16 protein-coding genes are annotated in these 18,689 nt (G+C 70.2%); 8 read left to right on the forward strand and 8 right to left on the reverse strand.

Translation table 11 applies throughout. The features are described 5' to 3' along the window. Positions 1–25 precede the first annotated feature (25 nt). Positions 26–1,462, forward strand: a complete 1,437-nt coding sequence (locus tag ABS52_06290) for an RNA-splicing ligase RtcB (protein ODT04128.1) — start codon at positions 26–28, stop codon at positions 1,460–1,462. Between the two features lie 7 nt (positions 1,463–1,469). Further along, positions 1,470–2,345 (forward strand): 5'-3' exonuclease, encoded by an 876-nt coding sequence (locus tag ABS52_06295; GenBank protein ODT03994.1) that lies wholly within the window; start codon positions 1,470–1,472, stop codon positions 2,343–2,345. Between the two features lie 110 nt (positions 2,346–2,455). Here the strand turns inward: ABS52_06295 and ABS52_06300 are convergent, their stop codons facing one another. Both ABS52_06300 and ABS52_06305 read right to left on the reverse strand, forming a co-directional pair. Beyond that, the gene (locus ABS52_06300; protein ID ODT04129.1) at positions 2,456–3,787 is read right to left on the reverse strand and encodes an N-acyl-L-amino acid amidohydrolase; all 1,332 of its coding nucleotides are present in this window, start codon (positions 3,785–3,787) and stop codon (positions 2,456–2,458) included. A gap of 56 nt (positions 3,788–3,843) precedes the next feature. Then, positions 3,844–4,239 carry a globin gene (locus ABS52_06305; GenBank protein ODT03995.1) on the reverse strand — a complete coding sequence of 132 codons (396 nt, stop codon included), beginning with the start codon at positions 4,237–4,239 and terminating at the stop codon, positions 3,844–3,846. A gap of 267 nt (positions 4,240–4,506) precedes the next feature. Between ABS52_06305 and ABS52_06310 the strand changes: the two genes are divergently transcribed. Further along, the gene (locus ABS52_06310; protein ID ODT03996.1) at positions 4,507–5,274 is read left to right on the forward strand and encodes a hypothetical protein; all 768 of its coding nucleotides are present in this window, start codon (positions 4,507–4,509) and stop codon (positions 5,272–5,274) included. A 60-nt stretch (positions 5,275–5,334) separates the two neighbouring features. On the opposite strand, the gene ABS52_06315 is transcribed toward ABS52_06310, so the two are convergent. Together ABS52_06315 and ABS52_06320 are read right to left on the reverse strand one after the other, a co-directional pair. After that, entirely contained in the window at positions 5,335–6,360 is a 1,026-nt protein-coding gene (locus tag ABS52_06315; protein ID ODT03997.1) for a D-alanine--D-alanine ligase, read from the reverse strand. Further along, complete coding sequence (locus tag ABS52_06320; GenBank protein ID ODT03998.1) at positions 6,357–7,394, reverse strand: hypothetical protein; 1,038 nt, start codon at positions 7,392–7,394, stop codon at positions 6,357–6,359. Before ABS52_06320 ends, ABS52_06315 begins: the two co-directional genes overlap by 4 nt. A gap of 261 nt (positions 7,395–7,655) precedes the next feature. On the opposite strand from ABS52_06320, the gene ABS52_06325 reads away from it, so the two are divergent. The 5 genes from ABS52_06325 (at position 7,656) to ABS52_06345 (ending at position 14,073) form a co-directional block, all read left to right on the forward strand. Then, positions 7,656–9,296, forward strand: coding sequence for an AMP-binding protein (locus ABS52_06325; protein ID ODT03999.1), 1,641 nt, complete (start codon positions 7,656–7,658; stop codon positions 9,294–9,296). 99 nt (positions 9,297–9,395) lie between these two features. Further along, positions 9,396–11,333: a hypothetical protein gene (locus ABS52_06330; GenBank protein ODT04000.1), complete on the forward strand. Its 1,938-nt coding sequence runs from the start codon at positions 9,396–9,398 to the stop codon at positions 11,331–11,333. Positions 11,334–11,505: 172 nt separating this feature from the next. Then, positions 11,506–12,261 carry a hypothetical protein gene (locus ABS52_06335; GenBank protein ODT04001.1) on the forward strand — a complete coding sequence of 252 codons (756 nt, stop codon included), beginning with the start codon at positions 11,506–11,508 and terminating at the stop codon, positions 12,259–12,261. Between the two features lie 13 nt (positions 12,262–12,274). Further along, a complete protein-coding gene (locus tag ABS52_06340) occupies positions 12,275–13,192 on the forward strand; it encodes a hypothetical protein (GenBank protein ODT04002.1) in 918 nt (305 codons plus the stop codon). Further along, positions 13,189–14,073, forward strand: coding sequence for a hydroxypyruvate isomerase (locus ABS52_06345; protein ID ODT04003.1), 885 nt, complete (start codon positions 13,189–13,191; stop codon positions 14,071–14,073). Before ABS52_06340 ends, ABS52_06345 begins: the two co-directional genes overlap by 4 nt. A 76-nt stretch (positions 14,074–14,149) precedes the next feature. Here the strand turns inward: ABS52_06345 and ABS52_06350 are convergent, their stop codons facing one another. The 4 genes from ABS52_06350 to ABS52_06365 form a co-directional block, all read right to left on the reverse strand. Then, positions 14,150–15,526: a glycosyl hydrolase gene (locus tag ABS52_06350; protein ODT04004.1), complete on the reverse strand. Its 1,377-nt coding sequence runs from the start codon at positions 15,524–15,526 to the stop codon at positions 14,150–14,152. A 29-nt stretch (positions 15,527–15,555) separates the two neighbouring features. Next, positions 15,556–16,824 (reverse strand): hypothetical protein, encoded by a 1,269-nt coding sequence (locus tag ABS52_06355; GenBank protein ID ODT04130.1) that lies wholly within the window; start codon positions 16,822–16,824, stop codon positions 15,556–15,558. 114 nt (positions 16,825–16,938) lie between these two features. After that, the gene (locus tag ABS52_06360) at positions 16,939–17,754 is read right to left on the reverse strand and encodes a glucose-1-phosphate thymidylyltransferase (protein ID ODT04005.1); all 816 of its coding nucleotides are present in this window, start codon (positions 17,752–17,754) and stop codon (positions 16,939–16,941) included. An 18-nt stretch (positions 17,755–17,772) separates the two neighbouring features. Further along, positions 17,773–18,654 (reverse strand): hypothetical protein, encoded by an 882-nt coding sequence (locus tag ABS52_06365; GenBank protein ID ODT04006.1) that lies wholly within the window; start codon positions 18,652–18,654, stop codon positions 17,773–17,775. Positions 18,655–18,689: the final 35 nt, after the last annotated feature.

An 18,689-nucleotide genomic window follows, 5' to 3' on the forward strand; every position in this document is an offset into this window, starting at 1 on the left:
GGGAGCGGCGCCGCCGGCAGAGGGACTGCCGGCGGGGTTCGTGCGTTCGGGAGCGACGGAGGTCGACATCCCGGCCACCTATCGCGCGGACATGCGGGTCCCGGCGCGCATATTCGCCGACGAGGTCCTGATGGAAGGGATCCTCGACGGTGACGCGATCGCGCAGCTGGTGAACGTCACGACGCTGCCCGGGGTCGTGGACCGCGTGTACGGGATGCCCGACATGCACGAGGGATATGGCTTCCCGGTCGGAGGCGTGGCGGCAACGCTCCTCCCCGACGGCGTGATCTCGCCAGGGGGGGTCGGCTTCGACATCAACTGCGGGGTGCGCCTGCTGGCGTTGCCGCTGACGGTGCGTGACATCGGGAGGCTGCGCGAGAACCTGGTGCACGAGATCTCGCGCCGTATCCCCTCGGGCACCGGGCACGGCGGGCGGTGGCGCATGACCGACGGCGAGCTCATGGGAGTATTGCGGGGGGGCGCGCAGTACGTCGTGCGGGAGCGCGGCTACGGGGTGGAGGCCGACCTGGAGCATGCGGAGTCGAACGGGTGCCTGGAGGACGCCGACCCGGCCACGGTGTCGGTCCGCGCCCGCGAGCGTGGGCGGGGGCAGCTCGGGTCGATGGGGTCGGGGAACCACTTCGTGGAGTTGCAGCTGGTGGAGCAGGTGGTCGACGCCGGGGCGGCGGCGGCGATGGGGCTCGAGCCCGGCCAGGCGACGGTCCTCATCCACACCGGGTCGCGCGGGCTGGGACACCAGGTGTGCACCGACTACGTCCGCCTGATGGATGCTCGGTTGGCCAGCCGCGGGATCTCCCTCCCGGATCGGCAGTTGTCGTGCGCTCCCGCGTCGTCGCCGGAGGGGATGGCCTACCTTGACGCGATGAGCGCGGCGGCCAATTTCGCGTGGGCGAACCGGCAGATGATCACGCACTACGTGCGCGACGTCGTCGGACGCCTCTTTGGCGGGGTGAACCCGGGCGAGGTGCGCGTGATCTACGACGTGGCCCACAACATCGCGAAGCGGGAGCGGCACGGCGGCCGCATGCTCTGCGTGCACCGCAAGGGGGCGACGCGATCGTTCGGGCCGGGGAACCCCGAGATTCCCGCGCGATACCGGCACGTCGGACAACCGGTCTTCATTCCCGGGAGCATGGGGACGGCGACCTGGGTGATGGCGGGGACGCACGCGGCGGAGGAGCGCTCGTTCGGGAGCGCCTGTCATGGGGCCGGGCGGCGCCTGAGCCGCAGCGGGGCGAAGCGGCTCGTGACCGGGAGCGAGATGCGCGCCCAGCTCGAGGCCCTTGGCATCGTCGTACGCTGTCCGGCCCCTGCCGGGCTGGCCGAGGAGGCGCCCATGGCCTACAAGGACGTCGAGCGGGTGGCCGAGGTGGTGGAGCACGCCGGACTGGCCCGACGCGTGGCGCGCCTGCGGCCGATCGGCGTGGTGAAGGGAGGCTAGCGCTCGCGTGCGCATCCACCTGGTCGATGGGACCTTCGAGCTCTTCCGGGCCCACTTCGGGGCCCCGGGGGCGATTGCGCCTGACGGACGTGAGGTCGGCGCCACACGGGGGCTGCTGCGCTCGCTGCACGCCCTGCTGCGCGAGGACGGCGTGACGCACGTCGCCGTCGCCTTCGACCACGTCATCGAGTCGTTCCGCAACCGCCTCTTCCCCGGCTACAAGTCGGGCGAGGGGCTCCCGCCAGAGCTGGTCGCGCAGTTTCCGCTCGCCGAGGACGCCGCGCGCGCGCTCGGCGTCGTGGTGTGGCCGATGGTCGAGTTCGAGGCCGATGACGCGATCGCCACCGCCGCGGCGCGATGGCACGATGCCCCGGGCGTCGAACAGGTCGTGATCTGCTCGCCCGACAAGGACCTGCTGCAGTGCGTGCGCGGGAACAAGGTCGTCGCGCTCGACCGCATCAGGCGCAAGGTGACCGACGAGGCGGGGGTGGTGGAGCGGTTCGGGGTCTCTCCGTCGTCCATCCCCGACCTGCTGGCCCTCGTGGGAGACGATGCCGACGGGATCCCGGGCGTCCCACGCTGGGGGGCCAAGTCGGCGTCGGCCGTGCTCGCGCGATATGCAACGCTCGACGCGATCCCGGACGACGCCGCGGCCTGGGAGGTGCCGGTGCGCGGTGCGGCGGCGCTGGCGGGGCAGCTGCGGGAGCATCGCGACGATGCCCGCCTCTACAAGGTGCTCGCCACGCTGCGCATCGACGTGCCGTTGTCCGAGGACGTCGATGCGCTGCGCTGGCAAGGGGCGCTTCGTGGTGAACTGCCCTCGTTATGTGCGTCGCTCGGCGAAGCCAGCCTTCCCGATCGCGTGCAGCGGTGGCGGGACTGAGGCACGGCACCTGACGCGGCGCAACGGGTGCGCCACGCGTTGGCCCCCGATGTGCGTGGCGACGAGCCAGCTGGAGCGTGCGTCATCCCGCGGACGCGCACGCCCCACGTTCACTGCACTGGGCTCTTCGGTGCGATGGCCCCGCCGCGCAGGTAGTCGACGGCGAGGTTGGCCAGCGCACGCACGCCGGTGGGGAGTGCCGCTTCATCGGCAAAGAAGAGCGGTGAGTGATTGGCCGGCGCCTTCCTCGGGTCCTCCCCCTTGGGGGTGATGCCCAGGAAGAAGAAGAGCCCCGGGATGTCCTTCGTGTACACGGGGAAGTCCTCGGAGCCGGTGATCGGGTTGATCACCTTCACCCCACCATCGCCCGCCGATCGCTGCAGGGTGGGGAGCATCCGCTCGGTGAGCGCCGGGTCGTTGACCGTCACCAACCCGCCCTTCGCGATCGAGACCTTCGCGGTGGCGCCGGCCGAGTGTGCGATGTCCTCGACGGTGCGGGTGACGCGCGTGTGGATGTCGGCGCGCATCGCCTCGTCGAAGGTACGGATCGTTCCCTGCATCACGACGCTGTCGGGAATGATGTTGCCGCGGTTGCCGCCCATGATCATCCCGATCGTGATGACCGAGGGGGCGGAGGTGACCTCGACCTGGCGGCTGGCGATGGTCTGCAGGCCGAGGATGATCTGCGAGGAGACGACGATCGGGTCGACCCCCGACCACGGCGCCGAGCCGTGCGTCTGCCGTCCCTTGACGACGATGTCGAGCCCGTCAGCTGCAGCCATGAACCCTCCCGGCCGGTAGTTCAGCGTCCCGACCTCGGCCGGCCAGACGTGCAGGCCGAAGATGGCCGACGGGCGAGGGTTCTCGAGGGCGCCGTCGTTCACCATCGCGATCGCCCCGCCGAGCCCTTCCTCGGCCGGCTGGAAGAGGAACTTCACCGTTCCCGGGATCTTCGCCTTCATGCCGGCCAGCACCTCGGCGACACCCATGAGGATCGCGACGTGATTGTCGTGTCCGCAGGCGTGCATCACGCCGACATCCATTCCCTGCCACGTCGCGCGGACCTTGCTCTTGAAGGGGAGGTCGACGAGTTCGGTGACCGGAAGGGCGTCCATGTCGGCGCGCAGGGCAACGACAGGGCCCGGCTTGCCGCCACGCAGGATGCCGACGACGCCGGTCTTGCCGACGTTCTCCTGCACCTCGAGCCCGATGGCGCGCAGGTGCCTGGCGACGAGGGCCGCCGTGCGCGTCTCGGCGAACGAGAGCTCCGGGTGCTCGTGGATGTCGCGGCGCCAGGCGACGACCTTGGGCATCACCGCCTCGAGGCGGGCGTCGATCTCCCTGGCGAGCTCTGACGACGCCCCCTTCTGCTGTGCGGCAGCCGGGAGCGAGAAGAGAAGGGCAAGCGCGGCGATGGACAGGGGGCGAGACACGATGAGGATCGGGAAGGGGTGGGACGTGCGCGTGGGGTGGGTGACGGGGATGCGGCTGGCGAAGCCTACAGTTCGTCGATGTTGCGCATGTGGTCGGCCAACTGCCGCAGCCGTTGGCGAAGGTGCACGCGCAGCTCGGCCGGCATCTCGTGCTCGTCGAGCGCCTGCTCCATGCACCAGAGCCACTCGTCGCGCTCGCGCTTGCCGATGGTGAAGGGGAGGTGTCGCATCCGAAGGCGCGGATGGCCGTACTGCGACTCGTAGAGGGGGGGGCCGCCGGTCCATCCGCTCAGGTACATGAACAGCTTCTCGCGCGATCGCTTGAGCGAGGTGGCGTGAAGCGCTCGGACGTTGGCGGCCTCGGGCGAATCGTCCATCAGGTCGTAGAAACGGTCGACGAGGCGACGGATCCCCTCCTCGCCGCCCATCAGGTCGTACGGTGTGACTGGCGAGCTGGTCATGTGGTGAATGGTAGCGCCTCGTGGTCGGGGCGTCAGGCACCGGTATCGTCGCCTCCTCCATTCCGCATTTGCCGTCGCGCCCCCCCTGCACCCCGGCGAGCGACCGCCCGTGCGGCGGAGGGTGCGTTCCGCAACCGGGCGCGCCCGCGCACGCTGGCGGGGGGCCCCAACCGCACTCATACTGGAGGGTGCGGACAACGCCGGCAGGGGCGAGCGCGCGTCTGGGGGAGAGCGGTGCCGCCTGGCTCACCACGCGGGAGGGGTGCGATGCCGAATGCCTCACCGATCACCGTCGAGCGCATGATGCGGCGATGGCCCGTCGCGCTCTTGCTGCTGGCGGCTTCGGCCGCGCCGCTCCGGGGGCAGGACACCACCGCCGCCCAGGGGACGCCCCTCGCCCCCGAGCGGCGTGTCCGGCTCATCGTGTCGGGTGGGCTCAACGTTCCCACGGGCGGCTTTTCCGACTATCACGACCTTGGCGTGCAGGCGAGCGGATCGGCGCTCATCCGGGTCGTCGGGCGCAAGTTCCGGCTCCGCCCCGAGGTGGCGTATGCGCGATTCGGCGTGCTGGAGGACAAGGTGCGCCGGCTCGCGCAGTCGGCCGGAATTGCCAGCGTAACGCACGATGCGCGCGCGCCTGGTCGGGCGCGCCTCGCGCAGGGCACGGTCGCGGGCGCGAGCGCGCGAGTGGCCGGTGGCCCCAAGCTTCCGGACCTCGGCAAGTTGCGCGATGGGGCCATCTCGTCGGTGCTGGGAACGTTCGCCAACATCGAGATCCCCCTGGGGCCGCGCGGCTTCCAGCCCTACCTCATCGGGGGCGTCGGCGCCGTCTCGTTCCGCACCGACGTCACGACCGTCGGTGAGGCGATCAACGGCGTACAGTGGGCCTACAACGCCGGTGCCGGGCTGCGCTTCCGCCTGGGGCCGATCGGCGGCGGTCTCGAGGCGCGCTTCCGGGGGATCCCGGTCGACGAGGCGAAGACATTCTTCCACAACGTCGCGGCGATTCCGGTCGCCTTCAGCCTGGTGTTCTGAGCGGCGCGCCCCCGCGTCACCCGCCGCCACATGGCGGCGCGCCCTCGTTCGACCCGCCGCTCACATGGCGCCGCGCAGCAAGCCGAGCGAGACGATTCGCAACAGCAGCTGCTCGTAGCTGATTCCCGCCTCGAGCGCCGACGAGGCGAACTCCTCGCTCTCGGCCACCTCGGGATTCGGGTTGGCTTCGATGAAGAACGCGATCCCGTCGGCGCGCAGGCGGAAGTCGAGGCGCGCGTAGCCGTCGAGCGAGAGGAGGCGATAGATGCGCCGCGCCGTCGAGACGAGGCGCTCATGCAACGCCGGCGGAAGCTCGGCCGGCCCCTGGAAGATCCCGTGCCGTTCCTGGTGATCGGGGTCGTGCTTCACGCGGGAGGTGGCGATGAAGCGTGTCCCCGGGGGGGCGTTCTCGATGTAGAGCTCCCACGGCGGAAGGACGGTGAGCCGCGTGTTTCCCAGGATCCCGACGTAGATCTCGCGTCCGTCGATGAACTCCTCGACGATCGCGTCGCTCGCGATGCTGCGGTGAATGAACTGGACGCGTGCCTCCAGCTCGGACGCGTTGCGCACGACCGACGCCTGGGCGATGCCGACCGAGCCCTCCTCGGTCAGGCTCTTCACGATGAGCGGGTAGGTGAGCGAGCGCGAGACCCGGGCGCGGCGTCCCCGGCGGACGACGTCGAAGTGCGGGACCGCAATCCGATGATAGGCCAGGATCTTCTTGGAGAGTGCCTTGTCGCGGGCGAGCACCAGCCCACGCGGGTTGCACCCCGTGTAGGGGACGCGCATCAGCTCGAGGAGGCTCACCACGTGGTGGTCGAACTCACGCAGCCCGAAGAAGTCCTCCAGGAGGTTGAAGACGATGTGGGGCTTCCATCCCTCCACCGCCTCGCGGATGGGGAGGAGCTCGTCGCGAACGCCCAGTGCGCGCACGTCGTGCCCCAGCGCGCGGAGGGTTCGCAGGACGTCGTACTCGGTCTTGATCTCGTACATCTCGCGCTCGCTGAGCCCGGCCACCGACTCGGGGGGGATGAGCGAGGGCTGCATGAGCACGAGGATGCGCAGGCGGCGGCGCGGACGGCTCATAGGGCGATGGAAATGCGGCGGCTATACAGGAAGTGCACGGTGCGCACCGCGAGCATGCCGGCGAAGTCGAGGAGGACGCGACGCTGCGGCCCCGCAACGCGGAGCTTCAGCTCGCGGCAGCGGCCGATCATGTCGCGGAGGACCTGGTCCAGGGTGAACTCGTACTCGCCCGTCCAGCGGGCGACCGTGCGGCGAATCTCGGAACGATGGCCCTGGATGAACGCCGAGGCGAGCTCGCGACCGTCGTGCCGGGGCGAGTCGGAGAAGACCTTGCGCAACTCGCGGTCGTAGGTCGTGGGGTAATGCACCGAGTACTGCGCGCGCTTGGCTTCGTAGTACTCGCGCAGCGTCGCCGTGAGCGCGGACACCGGCTCCACGCGCTCGCGCTCGAGGCGTAGCGGGCGCTTGCCGCGCAGCTCGTCCATCAGCTGGTCGACGTATTGGAGCTTCTCGAGGGCGCGCCACCCCTGGTAGCGCCGCTGCCACTTGGCGCGCGGCCCCATCCAGACGGCGAAGGTCTCGGCGAAGTCCTCGTCGGGGTGTGCCTGGGCATAGTAGAGCCGCAGGTGCTGCACATAGTTGCGACTGGCGGGGTTGGGGCGGTAGGACTCCGGATACCTGGTGCTCGATCGCCCGAACAGCTCGCGCCAGCGCTTGCGCCGGTTCAGGGCGAAGGCGTGCTGGATGGCGTGCCCCGTCTCATGGCGCAGGATGCGCATGCACTCGGCGCGAGAGCCGCCCTCCACCTCCAGCATCATGCTGCGCTCCAGGCGGATGAGGCGCGGATGCGCCAGGTAGAACGGGATCCCGATCCCGGGGATCCCCGCCGGCGAAAACCACTCGCCCGACAGCCAGCAGTGCGGACGGAGCGTGAGGCCGCGCTCGGCAAGCTCGTCATACAACTCCTCGATGCACTCCTCGATCCAGGTTCCCTCGAGACGTACCCCGAGGTCCTTGATTCGGACGGACAGCAGCTCCTCGCGCGCGAGCGTCTCCCAGCGGCGGCGCGCGCGACGCCTACGCGATGCTGTCATGCCGGTTCATGCGGGGCATCCTGGCTGGTGGGGCGACCGGGTCGAGGGGGGATCGCGGCGTCGCCCGGGACGCCGCGGCCATCACCAGCCAACCTCGCGCCCCGGCGCTGCGCGGGCAAGCGGTCGCCGCCCGCTCGCCCCCTCGCTCCACGGGTGCGCGGGAGGTTGGCGCCGCCGGCTGAGGGGGTGGTCCCCGGCCGGGAACCCCGCTCTGGACGATTGGCGCGGGGCCATTAGCGTAGCAGCATCCCCCAGCGGACGATCCGCGTGCTCTCCTACGTCCACGGCACCTCCACCGTCCCCCTCCTCGGCGAGACGATCGGCGAGAACCTGCGCCGAACCGTGGAGGCCCATGGCGACCGCGAGGCGCTCGTCGTGCGCAGCCAGTGGTACCGCGCCACGTACCGGCAGCTCTGGGACGCCACGACGGCGTTGGCGCGCGCGCTCATGGCCGTGGGGGTCCAGGCCGGCGATCGTGTCGGGATCTGGTCGCCCAACCGCTGGGAGTGGGTCGTGACGCAGTTCGCCACCGCGCGCATGGGTGCGGTGCTGGTCAACATCAACCCGGCGTACAGGACGGCCGAGCTGGCGTACGCACTCCACCAGTCGGGGACGAAGCTCCTCTTCCTGGCGCGGCACTTCCGCTCGGCGAGCTACGTGGAGATGCTCGACGCGGTGCGCGCCGGCTGCCCGCAGCTCGAGCACACCATCATCCTCGACGGCGAATGGGATGCACTCCTCGAGCGCGGGCAGGAGGTGTCGGAACAGGCGCTGGCCGAGCGCGAGGCGAGTCTCCAGTTCGACGACCCGATCAACATACAGTACACGTCGGGGACGACGGGCTTCCCCAAGGGAGCGACGCTCTCGCACCACAACATCCTCAACAACGGCTTCTTCATCGGCGAGGCCCTGCAGTACTCGTCGTCGGACCGTGTCTGCATTCCGGTCCCGTTCTATCATTGCTTCGGGATGGTGCTGGGCAACCTGGCGTGCACGACGCACGGCGCGTGCATGGTGATTCCCGGCGAGGCCTTCGACCCGACCCTTGCCCTGGAGGCGGTGCAGGCCGAGCGGTGCACGGCGCTCTACGGCGTGCCGAGCATGTTCATCGCCGAGCTGGCGCTCCCCGACTTCGTCACCTTCGACCTCTCCACCTTGCGGACGGGGATCATGGCCGGCTCTCCCTGCCCGGTCGAGGTGATGAAGCGCGTGCAGTCGGAAATGCACATGCAGGAGGTCACGATCTGCTATGGGATGACGGAGACCTCGCCGGTCTCGACGCAGAGTGCGATCGACGACCCGCTGGAGAAGCGCGTGGGGACGGTGGGGCGCGTGCATCCGCACGTGGAGGTGAAGATCGTCGACCCCGACACCGGGGCGATCGTGCCGCGCGGCGAGAAGGGCGAGCTGTGCACGCGCGGCTACTCCGTCATGCTCGGCTACTGGAACGACGAGTCGGCGACCGCGGCGGCCGTCGACGCCGCGGGGTGGATGCACACGGGCGACCTGGCGACCATGGACGCGGAGGGCTACGTCAACATCGTCGGACGCATCAAGGACATGATCATCCGTGGCGGCGAGAACATCTACCCGCGCGAGATCGAGGAATTCCTGTACACGCATCCGTCGGTGCAGGACGCGCAGGTGATCGGCGTCCCGAGCGAACACTACGGCGAGGAAGTCATGGCGTGGATCGTCCCTCGCCCGGGGAGCGCGCCCACGGCGGAGGACATCATCAGCTACTGCCGCGGCCGCATCTCGTCGTACAAGATTCCCCGCTTCGTGAAGTTCGTGGAGAGCTTCCCGATGACCGTCACGGGGAAGATCCAGAAGTTCCGGATGCGGGAGATGGCCGTCGAGGAGCTGGGGTTGCAGGCGGCGGCAGGGGCGAGGACGGCATAGGGAGGGAGGGCGGCGAGCGGCGGGAACCGGTGTCGCGTCGCCTCCAACGAGTTCAGCGCCATTCGCGTAACGCCCAACGTCTACCCCAGCCTCGGCGCGGTGGGCGCATTCACCCGTGGTATCGACGCCGTGATCACCAGGAAATTCCAGCTGACGCAGATCCGGCGGCCCGGGGCGCTGGCCGCGTTCGGCAAGTTCACGCCGCGTGCGCTGCTCACGCGGCTCACGCGGCTCACGCCGCTCATGCTGCTCGGACTGCTGGCGCTGCTCGCGCTCGCGTGTGGCACCGCGCGCGAGGGGGCGCGTGTCGCCGTCGCGAGTGACTCGGCGGGCGCCGCCGCGGGGCGGCAGGCATACGGCACGTCGTCGCCGGCGTCGCGCGAGTTCGTCGCGCTGGTGGACGAGTACCTCGACGGATGGGCGGCGTTCTATCCCTCGATCGCCGCGGGCAACGGCCTGCACATGCACGACGGCGAGCTCGAGGACTTTTCCGCCGGGAACATCGCCCGCCAAGTCGCCTGGTTCCGCCAGATGCACGAACGGCTCGACCGCATCCCGACCGCCGGCCTGACCCTCGACGAGCGCGTCGACCACCGCATCCTCGCCGGGGTGATCGACGGCTGGCTGCTCGACCTCGAGGTGGCGCGCAGCTGGGAACGCAACCCGATGATCTATGCGTCGGCCATCACCGACGGCGTGCACAACCTGATGACGATGGAGAGCGCGCCCCCCCTGGTGCGCATCCAGCGGGTGCGTGAGAAGCTGCGCGGCGTTCCCAGGGTGCTGGATGCGGCGCGGGCCAACCTCAGGAACCCGCCGCGCATCCTGGCGGAGCGCGGCCTCTCGATGTTCCGCGGTGCGAGCGCGATGCTGGCCCATGACCTTCCCGTGGCGCTGGATGGGCCGCGAGGGGAGGCGTGGAGCGCCATGATGGTGGAGGCGCGGAGCGCGCGCGAGGCGCTGGATGCCTTCATCGCCGAGTACGAGCGGACGATCCTCCCCCGCGCCACGGGCAAGGTGGCGCTGGGGCGGGCGTACGTCGAGGCGCGGTACCGGGCGGAGGAGCTGATCGACGTCCCGGCGCCGCGCCTCCTCGAGATCGCCGAGCGTGAGCTCGCGCTGGAGCAGGCGCTGTTCGTGGAGAAGGCGCGGGCGATCGACTCGTCCCGGTCGGCGATGGCGGTGTGGCGCGAGGTCCTGGCCGATCACCCCAGGCGCGGCGAGCTGGTCGAGGCGACGCGGCGCGTGGTGGACGAGCTGCAACAGTTCGTCACCAGTCGCGGGCTCGTGCAGCTGCCGGGCGACGACCGGGTGATCGTGCAGCCGTCCAAGCCGTTCGACATCGGGCTGGCGTCGATGCACGCCTCGCCCCCGCTCGAGCCGGCGCCGGTGAAGTCGATCTACTACGTCACCGATGCCGACTCCACCTGGGACCAGGCGCGCCAGGACAAGTGGCTCGAGCGCTTCAACTATCCCTCGCTGGCCATCACGTCGGCGCACGAGGCGATGCCCGGGCACTTCGTGCACGCGCTGTTCATGCGCGGCACGCCGGGCAAGATCCGACGCATCTGGATCGGGCTGAACCCGTTCCCGCAACCGTCGAGCGGGCAGGATGGTTGGGCGCATTACGCCGAGCACCTCGTCATCGAACAGGGGTTCAAGCGCGACGATCCGCGCTACGCGATGGCCCAGCTCACGGAGTCCATGACGCGCATCTGCCGCTTGATCGTGAGCCTCAACGTGCACGCGAACGGATGGACCATCGAGCAGGGGGCGAAGTTCTTCGAGGAGCAGGCGCACATTCCCGCGCCGGCGGCGATGCAGGAGGCGTCGCGCGTGGCGTACGATCCCACCAACGGCGGTTACTTCCTGGGGAAGCGTGCCCTGCTCGCGCTGCGTGAGGACTACCGCGCGCGGGCCGGGGGGACGTTCGACCTGCGCGCTTTCCACGAGCGCGTCATGCGCAACGGGATCGCGCCGTGGTGGGCGCACCGGCAGCTCCTGCTTCCGGGCGACACGGGACCGGTGGTGCGGTAGGGCGAGCGCGGCCGCAGGGCGAGCGCGGCCGCAGGGCGCGCCAGCGTCCGCGCGGCGAGCGATCCTCCCGGGCTCTGGTTGGGGGCGGGTCCGGATGGTAGAATCGCCATGGTCCCCCCGCGGCCGGCGGCCCGCCGTCCCTCCAGTGGCCGAACCCTGCACCTCCCCCGCCATGTTCGCCTTCGTCCGTCGTTCGGTTGCCGGCGCGTGTCTCGTGGTCCCCGTCCTGGCCGCTGCGCAGCAGCCCGAGGGGTTCAAGAACCTCCAGGTCCTTCCCAAGGACATCCCGCGCGCCGAGCTGCTGGGGTTGATGCGCCGGTTCAACGCGTCGTTAGGCGTGCAGTGCAGCCACTGCCACGTCGTCAAGAACCCGGGGCAGGTGCCCGAGCAGCTCGACCCGTCGCTCGACGACAAGGAGGTGAAGCGCGTCGCCCGCCAGATGCTGCAGATGACGATGGACATCAACGGCACGTACCTGGCCAGGACGGGACGCACCTTCACGCCGCGCACGCGCGTCAGCTGCGAGACGTGCCACCGGGGGGCAACCCTGCCGCGCACGCTCGCGGCCGAGGTGCTGGGGGCGCTCGAGGCCAGGGATGCCGACAGCGCCGTGGCCCGCTACCGCGAGTTGCGGGAGAAGGCCTACGGCCGGGCCATGTTCGACTTCGGCGAGGGATCGCTCCCCGCCATGGCCGACGAGCTCACGCGCTCGCGCCGCGCGGACGACGCCATGAAGCTGCTGCGACTCAACCTCGAGTACTTCCCGAAGTCGGGGATGACGTATGCCGCCATCGCGATGGGAGAGGCCCAGCGCGGCGACACGACGGCGGCGCTCGCGACGATCGAGCAGGGGCTGGCGGCGGCGCCCGACCATCCGCAGCTGAAGCAGTTGCTGGCTCGCCTGAAGGGGGAGCGGCCGCAACGATAGGGCACACGGCACGTTGTCCGCGCCCCTCGACGCCTCTCATCACGCCCGGAGTCAGACCGTGTCCTCACGCAGGGAAGCCCTCAAGCGCCTCACGCAGCTGTCGGCACTGGGTCTCGCCGCGTCGCCCATCGCGCGCGGGCTCCTGGCACAGGGGGCGACGCCGGAGGACGACCCCGGCGGGTCAGGCGGCGCCATGGTCCGGAACTGCGGGGTGCAGCTGTACACCGTGCGCGCGGAGATGCAGAAGAGCGTGGAGGCGACGCTGGCCAGGGTGGCGAGCATCGGCTACAAGGAAGTGGAGTTCGCCGGCTACTTCGGGCGCACGCCCAGGCAGGTGGCCGATGCGCTCAAGGCGAATGGGTTGACCGCCCCCTCGGTGCACATCGCGCTGGGCGAGATTGCCGAGCACACCGGCAAGGTGCTGGACGCCATGGGCGTGATGGGGCACAGGTACGCCGTGGTCCCGTCGATCGAGGCGAGGGAGCGGACGTCGCTCGACAGCTACCGGCGCATCGCCGACCAGTTCAACGCGCTGGGCGCGGCGACGAAGCAGCGTGGGATCCAGTTTGCCTACCACAACCACGACTTCGAGTTCGCCAGCATCGACGGGGGGGTGCCCTACGACGTGCTCCTGTCGCGCTGCGATCGGGCGCTCGTGATGTTCGAGATGGATCTCTACTGGATCAACAAGGCGGGCCGGAACCCCCTGGACTACTTTGCCCGGCACCAGGGGCGCTTTCCGCTGGTGCATGTGAAGGACATGCAGCGTGATGGCACCATGACCGAGGTCGGCGCGGGGACGCTTCCCTTCGCGAAGTACGTGTCCAAGGGGCCGCTGGCCGGGATCGCGCACTACTTCGTGGAGCACGACAACCCCACCGACGCCTTTGCCTCGATCGCGGCGTCGTACAAGGCGCTGAGCGCCCTGTGAGCCGGACGCGGCGCGAGGCGCTCAAGGCACTGGGCGGCGTGGCGGTCGCCGGCGCCGCGATGGCGGGGACGCCGCTGGCCGGGCGCGCGGCGCCCGCGCTGGACGCGTTGCAGCCGCTCCCGGGCGCGGGACGCCTCAAGCAGAGCGTATGCCAGTGGTGCTATGGCAAGATGCCGCTGGACGAGCTGTGCGCCGCGGCCAGGCGCATCGGCCTCCTCTCGGTCGAGCTGCTGGGCGAGAAGGACTGGCCGGTGGTACGGCGGCACGGACTCACCTGCGCCATGGCCAACGGGCCGTCGACCATCCCCGTCGGCTTCAATCGCCCCGACCAGCACGATCGCCTGGTCGCGGAATCGGCCCGCCTCCTCCCGCTCGTTGCGGCTGCCGGCCTGCCGAACATGATCGTCTTCTCGGGAAACCGCGGGGGGATGTCGGACGGCGAAGGGCTCGCCAATTGCGTGGCGGGACTCCAGCGCGTCACCCCGCTCGCCGAGCAGCTCGGGGTGACGGTGTGCATGGAGTTGCTCAATTCCAGGGTGGACCACCAGGACTACATGTGCGACCACACCGCCTGGGGGGCCGAGCTCGTCAGGCAGGTGGGGAGCCCGCGCTTCAAGCTGCTGTACGACATCTACCACATGCAGATCATGGAAGGCGACGTGATTCGCAACATCCGCGATCACTTCGATGCCATCGGGCACTTCCACACCGCCGGGGTCCCGGGACGCCACGAGATCGATGAATCGCAGGAACTGAACTACCCGGCCATCATGCGGGCCATCGCCGACCTCGGCTACACCGGCTACATCGGGCAGGAGTTCGTCCCCGTGCGTGACCCGATGGCGTCGCTGGAGCAGGGGGTGCGGACCTGCGACGTGTGAGAACTGCAGAAGACGGGAAGACGAGAAGACGGGAAGACGAGACGACGACGGGGCGTGGTGCGGAGTCCGCTCTCGCCTAGATCGTCGCCCGTGCCTTCCGCCACTCCCCTCGGGTGAAGTCCGGGAACGGCATCGGCGCGCTTCCCTTGGCCACCGACAGCTCGCTCAACGGCCCCGGCGCCGACCAGGCGGCGGCATCGTAGACATCGAAGTCGGGCGCCAGCCCCTCGCGCATGCATTGCACCAGGCGGTACGCCATCACGTAGTCCATCCCGCCATGGCCGCCGCTGCGGGCCCTGTCGCCCAGCTCGCGCCACAGCGCATGCTCGTAGCGTGCCTTGTAGCCGTCGATCGCCGCCCACCGGTGCTCCGCCCCCTCGCCCTCGATATAGATGCGCGGCGGGTAGTCCTCGAAGATCCCGTTCGTCCCCTGGATCGAATTGATGCGCGAGTACGGGCGAGGTGACGAGACGTCGTGCTCGAGCCGGATCGTGCGCCCCTTGGCCGTCTTGATGAGCGAGATGTTGAGGTCACCGGTCACGTAGCGCTCCTTCCACTTGGGCGAGCCGGCGGCTTCGTGGTCCTTGCGCCACTTGGTGAGCCCGAACTCCGGGGTGCTCATCGACACGAGGTAGTCGAAGGCGTCGCCGCGATTGATCCCGAGCATGAACGCCACCGGCCCGAGCCCGTGTGTCGGGTACAGGTTGGCGTTCCGCAGCGTGTGATGGCGGCGCCGCCACAGGCCTTCGTCGCGGTCCTCGAAGACGATGCCACGCAGGTCGTGGTTGTACGCGGCCCCCGCGTGCTTGAGGTCACCGAAGACCCCCGCCTTCACCATGTTGAGCACCAGCAACTCGTTGTAGCCGTAGTTGCAGTTCTCCATCATCAGGCAGTGGCGCCGCGTGCGCTCCGACGCATCGACGAGCGCCCAGCAGTCGTCGAGCGTGTAGGCAGCGGGGACCTCGGTGGCCGCATGCTTTCCCGCCTCCATCGCCGCCAGCACCACCGGGACGTGGAATTCCCACGGCGTTGCCGTATAGACGATGTCGATGTCGTCGCGCTGGACCAGCTCGCGAAACGCCTCGGGGCCGCCGGTGAAGCGCGCCGGCTCGTAGTCGTGCCCGGCCTTCCGCATCTGTTGCACCGCCATCTCGACCTTCTCGGGGACGGTGTCGCACAGCGCGGTGATCCGGACGTTGGGGACGCCAAGCCACTCGTGCAGGACCGACCGGCCGCGCAGCCCCGTCCCGACGATGGCGATGCGCACGACGTCGTGTCGCTCGAACGGCACGCCGGCCATGGTGGCCGCGGTGGAGGGCGGCGCAAGCGTGGACGACTGCGCCGCGTCGGCGCCGGTATCCTGCGCCCCGAGCGCGTGCCCGCCGAGCGCCAGCCCGGCCCCGGCGATCGCCGCGCCCTTCAGGAGGTCGCGACGAGAGGTGTGTCGATCCATGGGAGTCTCTGAAGGCGAGAAGTCGAGCGCTAGAATTGCTGTGCCCCGGGGCCCGCGGGCGACACGAAGAACATCGCGCGTTCCGCCGCGCGTGGGAACTCGCCCTCGTAGCGCCGGGACCACGACACCATGAAGTCGTGGGCGTCGCCGACCGGGACCAGCGCCCAGACGGAGCCCCCGAATCCCGCGCCGAAGGCCGACGCCGCGGTCGCTCCCGCTTGCCGGGCCAGGCGGGCCAGGGCGATGGTCTCGGGAACCTGGTTCCCCAGCCACCGTTCCGCCCCCTCCTGGGACCGCTCTGCCACGACCCCGAGCTCCTGCACCGAACCGCGCGCCAGGGCGGCAGCCGCTGCCGGGATCAGCTCGAAGTTCTCCAGGAGGAACTGCTCGAGCCGGTTGCCTAACGCTTCGGCGGGGAACTCCGCGGTCGCCGTCACGCGCGCGATGCGCCGGAGCCGGTCGGCGGCGTCGGAGCCGCTCCGCACGGCCTCGGCGAGCGACGTGTCGGCACGGCCGGTCTCCGCATTCCACGCATGCAGGAGGTGTCGCACCAGGAGCGCCGCACGGTTGTACGCCTCACGCGCCCCCGACGCCTTCTCGGCCAGCACCCCACTCGCCCCCACCACGAAGGTGTGCGTCGGGGGGAGCGCGAAGGCCGCCTCACGCCGCACCGGGGAGAACGAGTATTGCACGATGTGCCCGGTCTCCGCGCACATGATCGCCGTGTGATCCTGGCTTCCCCCGAAGGTTCCCACGCCGGCGTCGCCCTGCAGCGTGCGGAACGATTCCCCGCTCTCCACCGCGCCGAGGTACGCCGCGAGTTCCTCGCGGGAGAAGATCGCGCGCCGGAACTCCTCGGAGCTGCGCAGGTCGTTCGACTTGGCGAGCGCGATGAAGACGGCGATCATCAGCGCGCTCGACGAGCTCAATCCTGCCGCGACCGGAAGGTCCGACGCGAAGGCGAGGTCGACGCCGTGGCGCGCGGTGGAGAAGTTGCGGGCCAGCCGGCGGGCGACGGTCGCGACGTAGTTGGGCCATGTCCCCGGCGGGCCGTGTGCCGACACATCGAGCGCGGTCTCGCAGGCGGAACCGGTCGCCACGTCGAGGGCGCGGATCCGCGCGTCGGTACGGAGCGCCACCCGCACGGCGAAGCCGCGCTCGACGGCGCAGAGGAGCGAGCGGCCGCCACAATAGTCCGTGTGCTTTCCGAACACCTCGATCCGCCCCGGGACCCACGCCGACCAGCGGTGGGCGGAGGCGCCTAACGATTCCAGCGCCCCGTCGCAGCGCTCGAGCATCGCCGCCTTGGACGTCGCATGGTGTGGCGACATCCCCAGGCGGGCCAGGTCATCACGGAAGTGCGACATGACCCAAAGCTACATCTCGCCCGCGGCCGCGCCCATGCCGCCGGCCTAGAGGCGAACCACGGTGCCGGCCAGGTGCCGTGCCACTGCCGCCACGTCGCGCCGGCTGGAGAGGTCCAGCACGCCCCCGGAGAAGGGGATGACCGCGAAGCGCTCCCCCAACTCGCGCATGGCAATGCGCACGGCATCCTGCACTTCCAGTTCGCCTCGCACCGATGGCCTCACGCGTGCACACGCCTCGAACATCACGGGCGAGAACGACCAGAGGTTCATGCTCACCAGCGCGTGCGCCGCCATGCGCGCATAGGCCGCCTCGTCCGGCTTCTCGACGATGGACGTCATGAAGCCGGCGGCGTCGCACTCGACGAGCGCGAACTTCCGGATGCGATCCTCGGGGATGTTGCCGTCGGCCACCAACCCCGCGCGGTCGAATCCCACCAGCCCCGAGGCGCCGAGCGTCGCCAGGAGGCGATACGCCTCGACCGGGTAATAGTTGTCGGAGTTGAGGACGAGGAACGTCGCGTCGCCGGCGAAGTCGCGCGCCGCGGCCACCGCATCGGCGGTGCCGCGGGGTTCGCGCTGCACCGCGAAGTGAATGCGCACGCGATGGGTCTCGAGCGCGCCGTAGTAGTCGCGCACCGCCTGGTGCTCGGGACCGATCACGAGACAGGCGTCCGTCAGCCCGGCGTCGGCGAGGGCGCTGATGACGTAGTCGAGGAACGGGCGGCCGATGGGCATCATCCCCTTCATCCCGGCGTCGGCCACCGCCGCCTGCGCCGCGTCGAGGGCGGCCCCGGCATCACCCTGGCGCATGCGGGTGCCGAGTCCGCGGGCAAGGATGACGGCGCGAGTGGTGGGCGACATGGGGCGTGGGGCGTCCAGTCAGCGCGATGACGTTGCCGTCGCCGGCGGCGGCGTGGCCGGCATCCGCATCAGGTAGTCATAGATGTCGGCGATCTCGTCCTTCGTGAAGCGGACGAATCGTGCGCGCGCCGTCCTCCCCATCAACGGAAGGTCGCGCCCGTCACGGGAGCGACCATCGAGCATCAGCGAGACGAACTGGGGCCGGGAATAGCCACTGGCCCGCAGGAGCGGCGGCGCCTCCAGGGCGCCGAGGAGCGCGGGGCCGTGGCACTCGCCGCAGATGGTGCGCGCGAGGTACTCCCCGCGCCAGGCACGGGTGGTATCCCCCCGGTCGCTGCGCGTCCCCAGCCGTGGCGCGGCATGGTCCATCGTCGCGGCCTCCGGGAGGAGCTGGCCGTCGAGCACCGCGAGCTCTCCCAGCAGGTGCAACTCGCTGGTGGGGAGGACGCGCTCGGCCATCGGAGTGGCGCGCAGGTGCGCGATGATGCGCCCCACATCGGCGTCGCTCATCTGGTAGAAGGTCGAGACCGGCATTGCCAGCACCCCGGTGCCGTCGCGGCGGATGCCATGACGGATGAGCCGGGCCAGCTCCGCATCGCTGTAGGCGGCGATGCGCTCGGTGACGTTAGGCGCCACCACGCGCATCACCCGCGGCTCGTTCACGAAGACCTTTCCCTGCAGTTGCGCGTCGTGGCAGCCGTGGCAGCCATGGAGCCACGCCTGCCGCTCGCCCTCGGCAATGCTGAGCGAGTCGGTCGGCACCCTGATCGGCGTGAGCGGGACGTCGTAGCGGCGTGCCAGGATCTCCCGCACGTGACGCTCCAGCCACCATCGTCCCCCCAGGAGCGCAAGGACGACGATTACCAGCCCGGCCGCAACTCCCGTCAGCAGCGCGCGCATGCCTGCCCGACGCGACTGCCCGGCGTCGTACCCGC

This window comes from Gemmatimonadetes bacterium SCN 70-22, from assembly GCA_001724275.1.
Classification (GTDB): Bacteria; Gemmatimonadota; Gemmatimonadetes; order Gemmatimonadales; family Gemmatimonadaceae; genus SCN-70-22.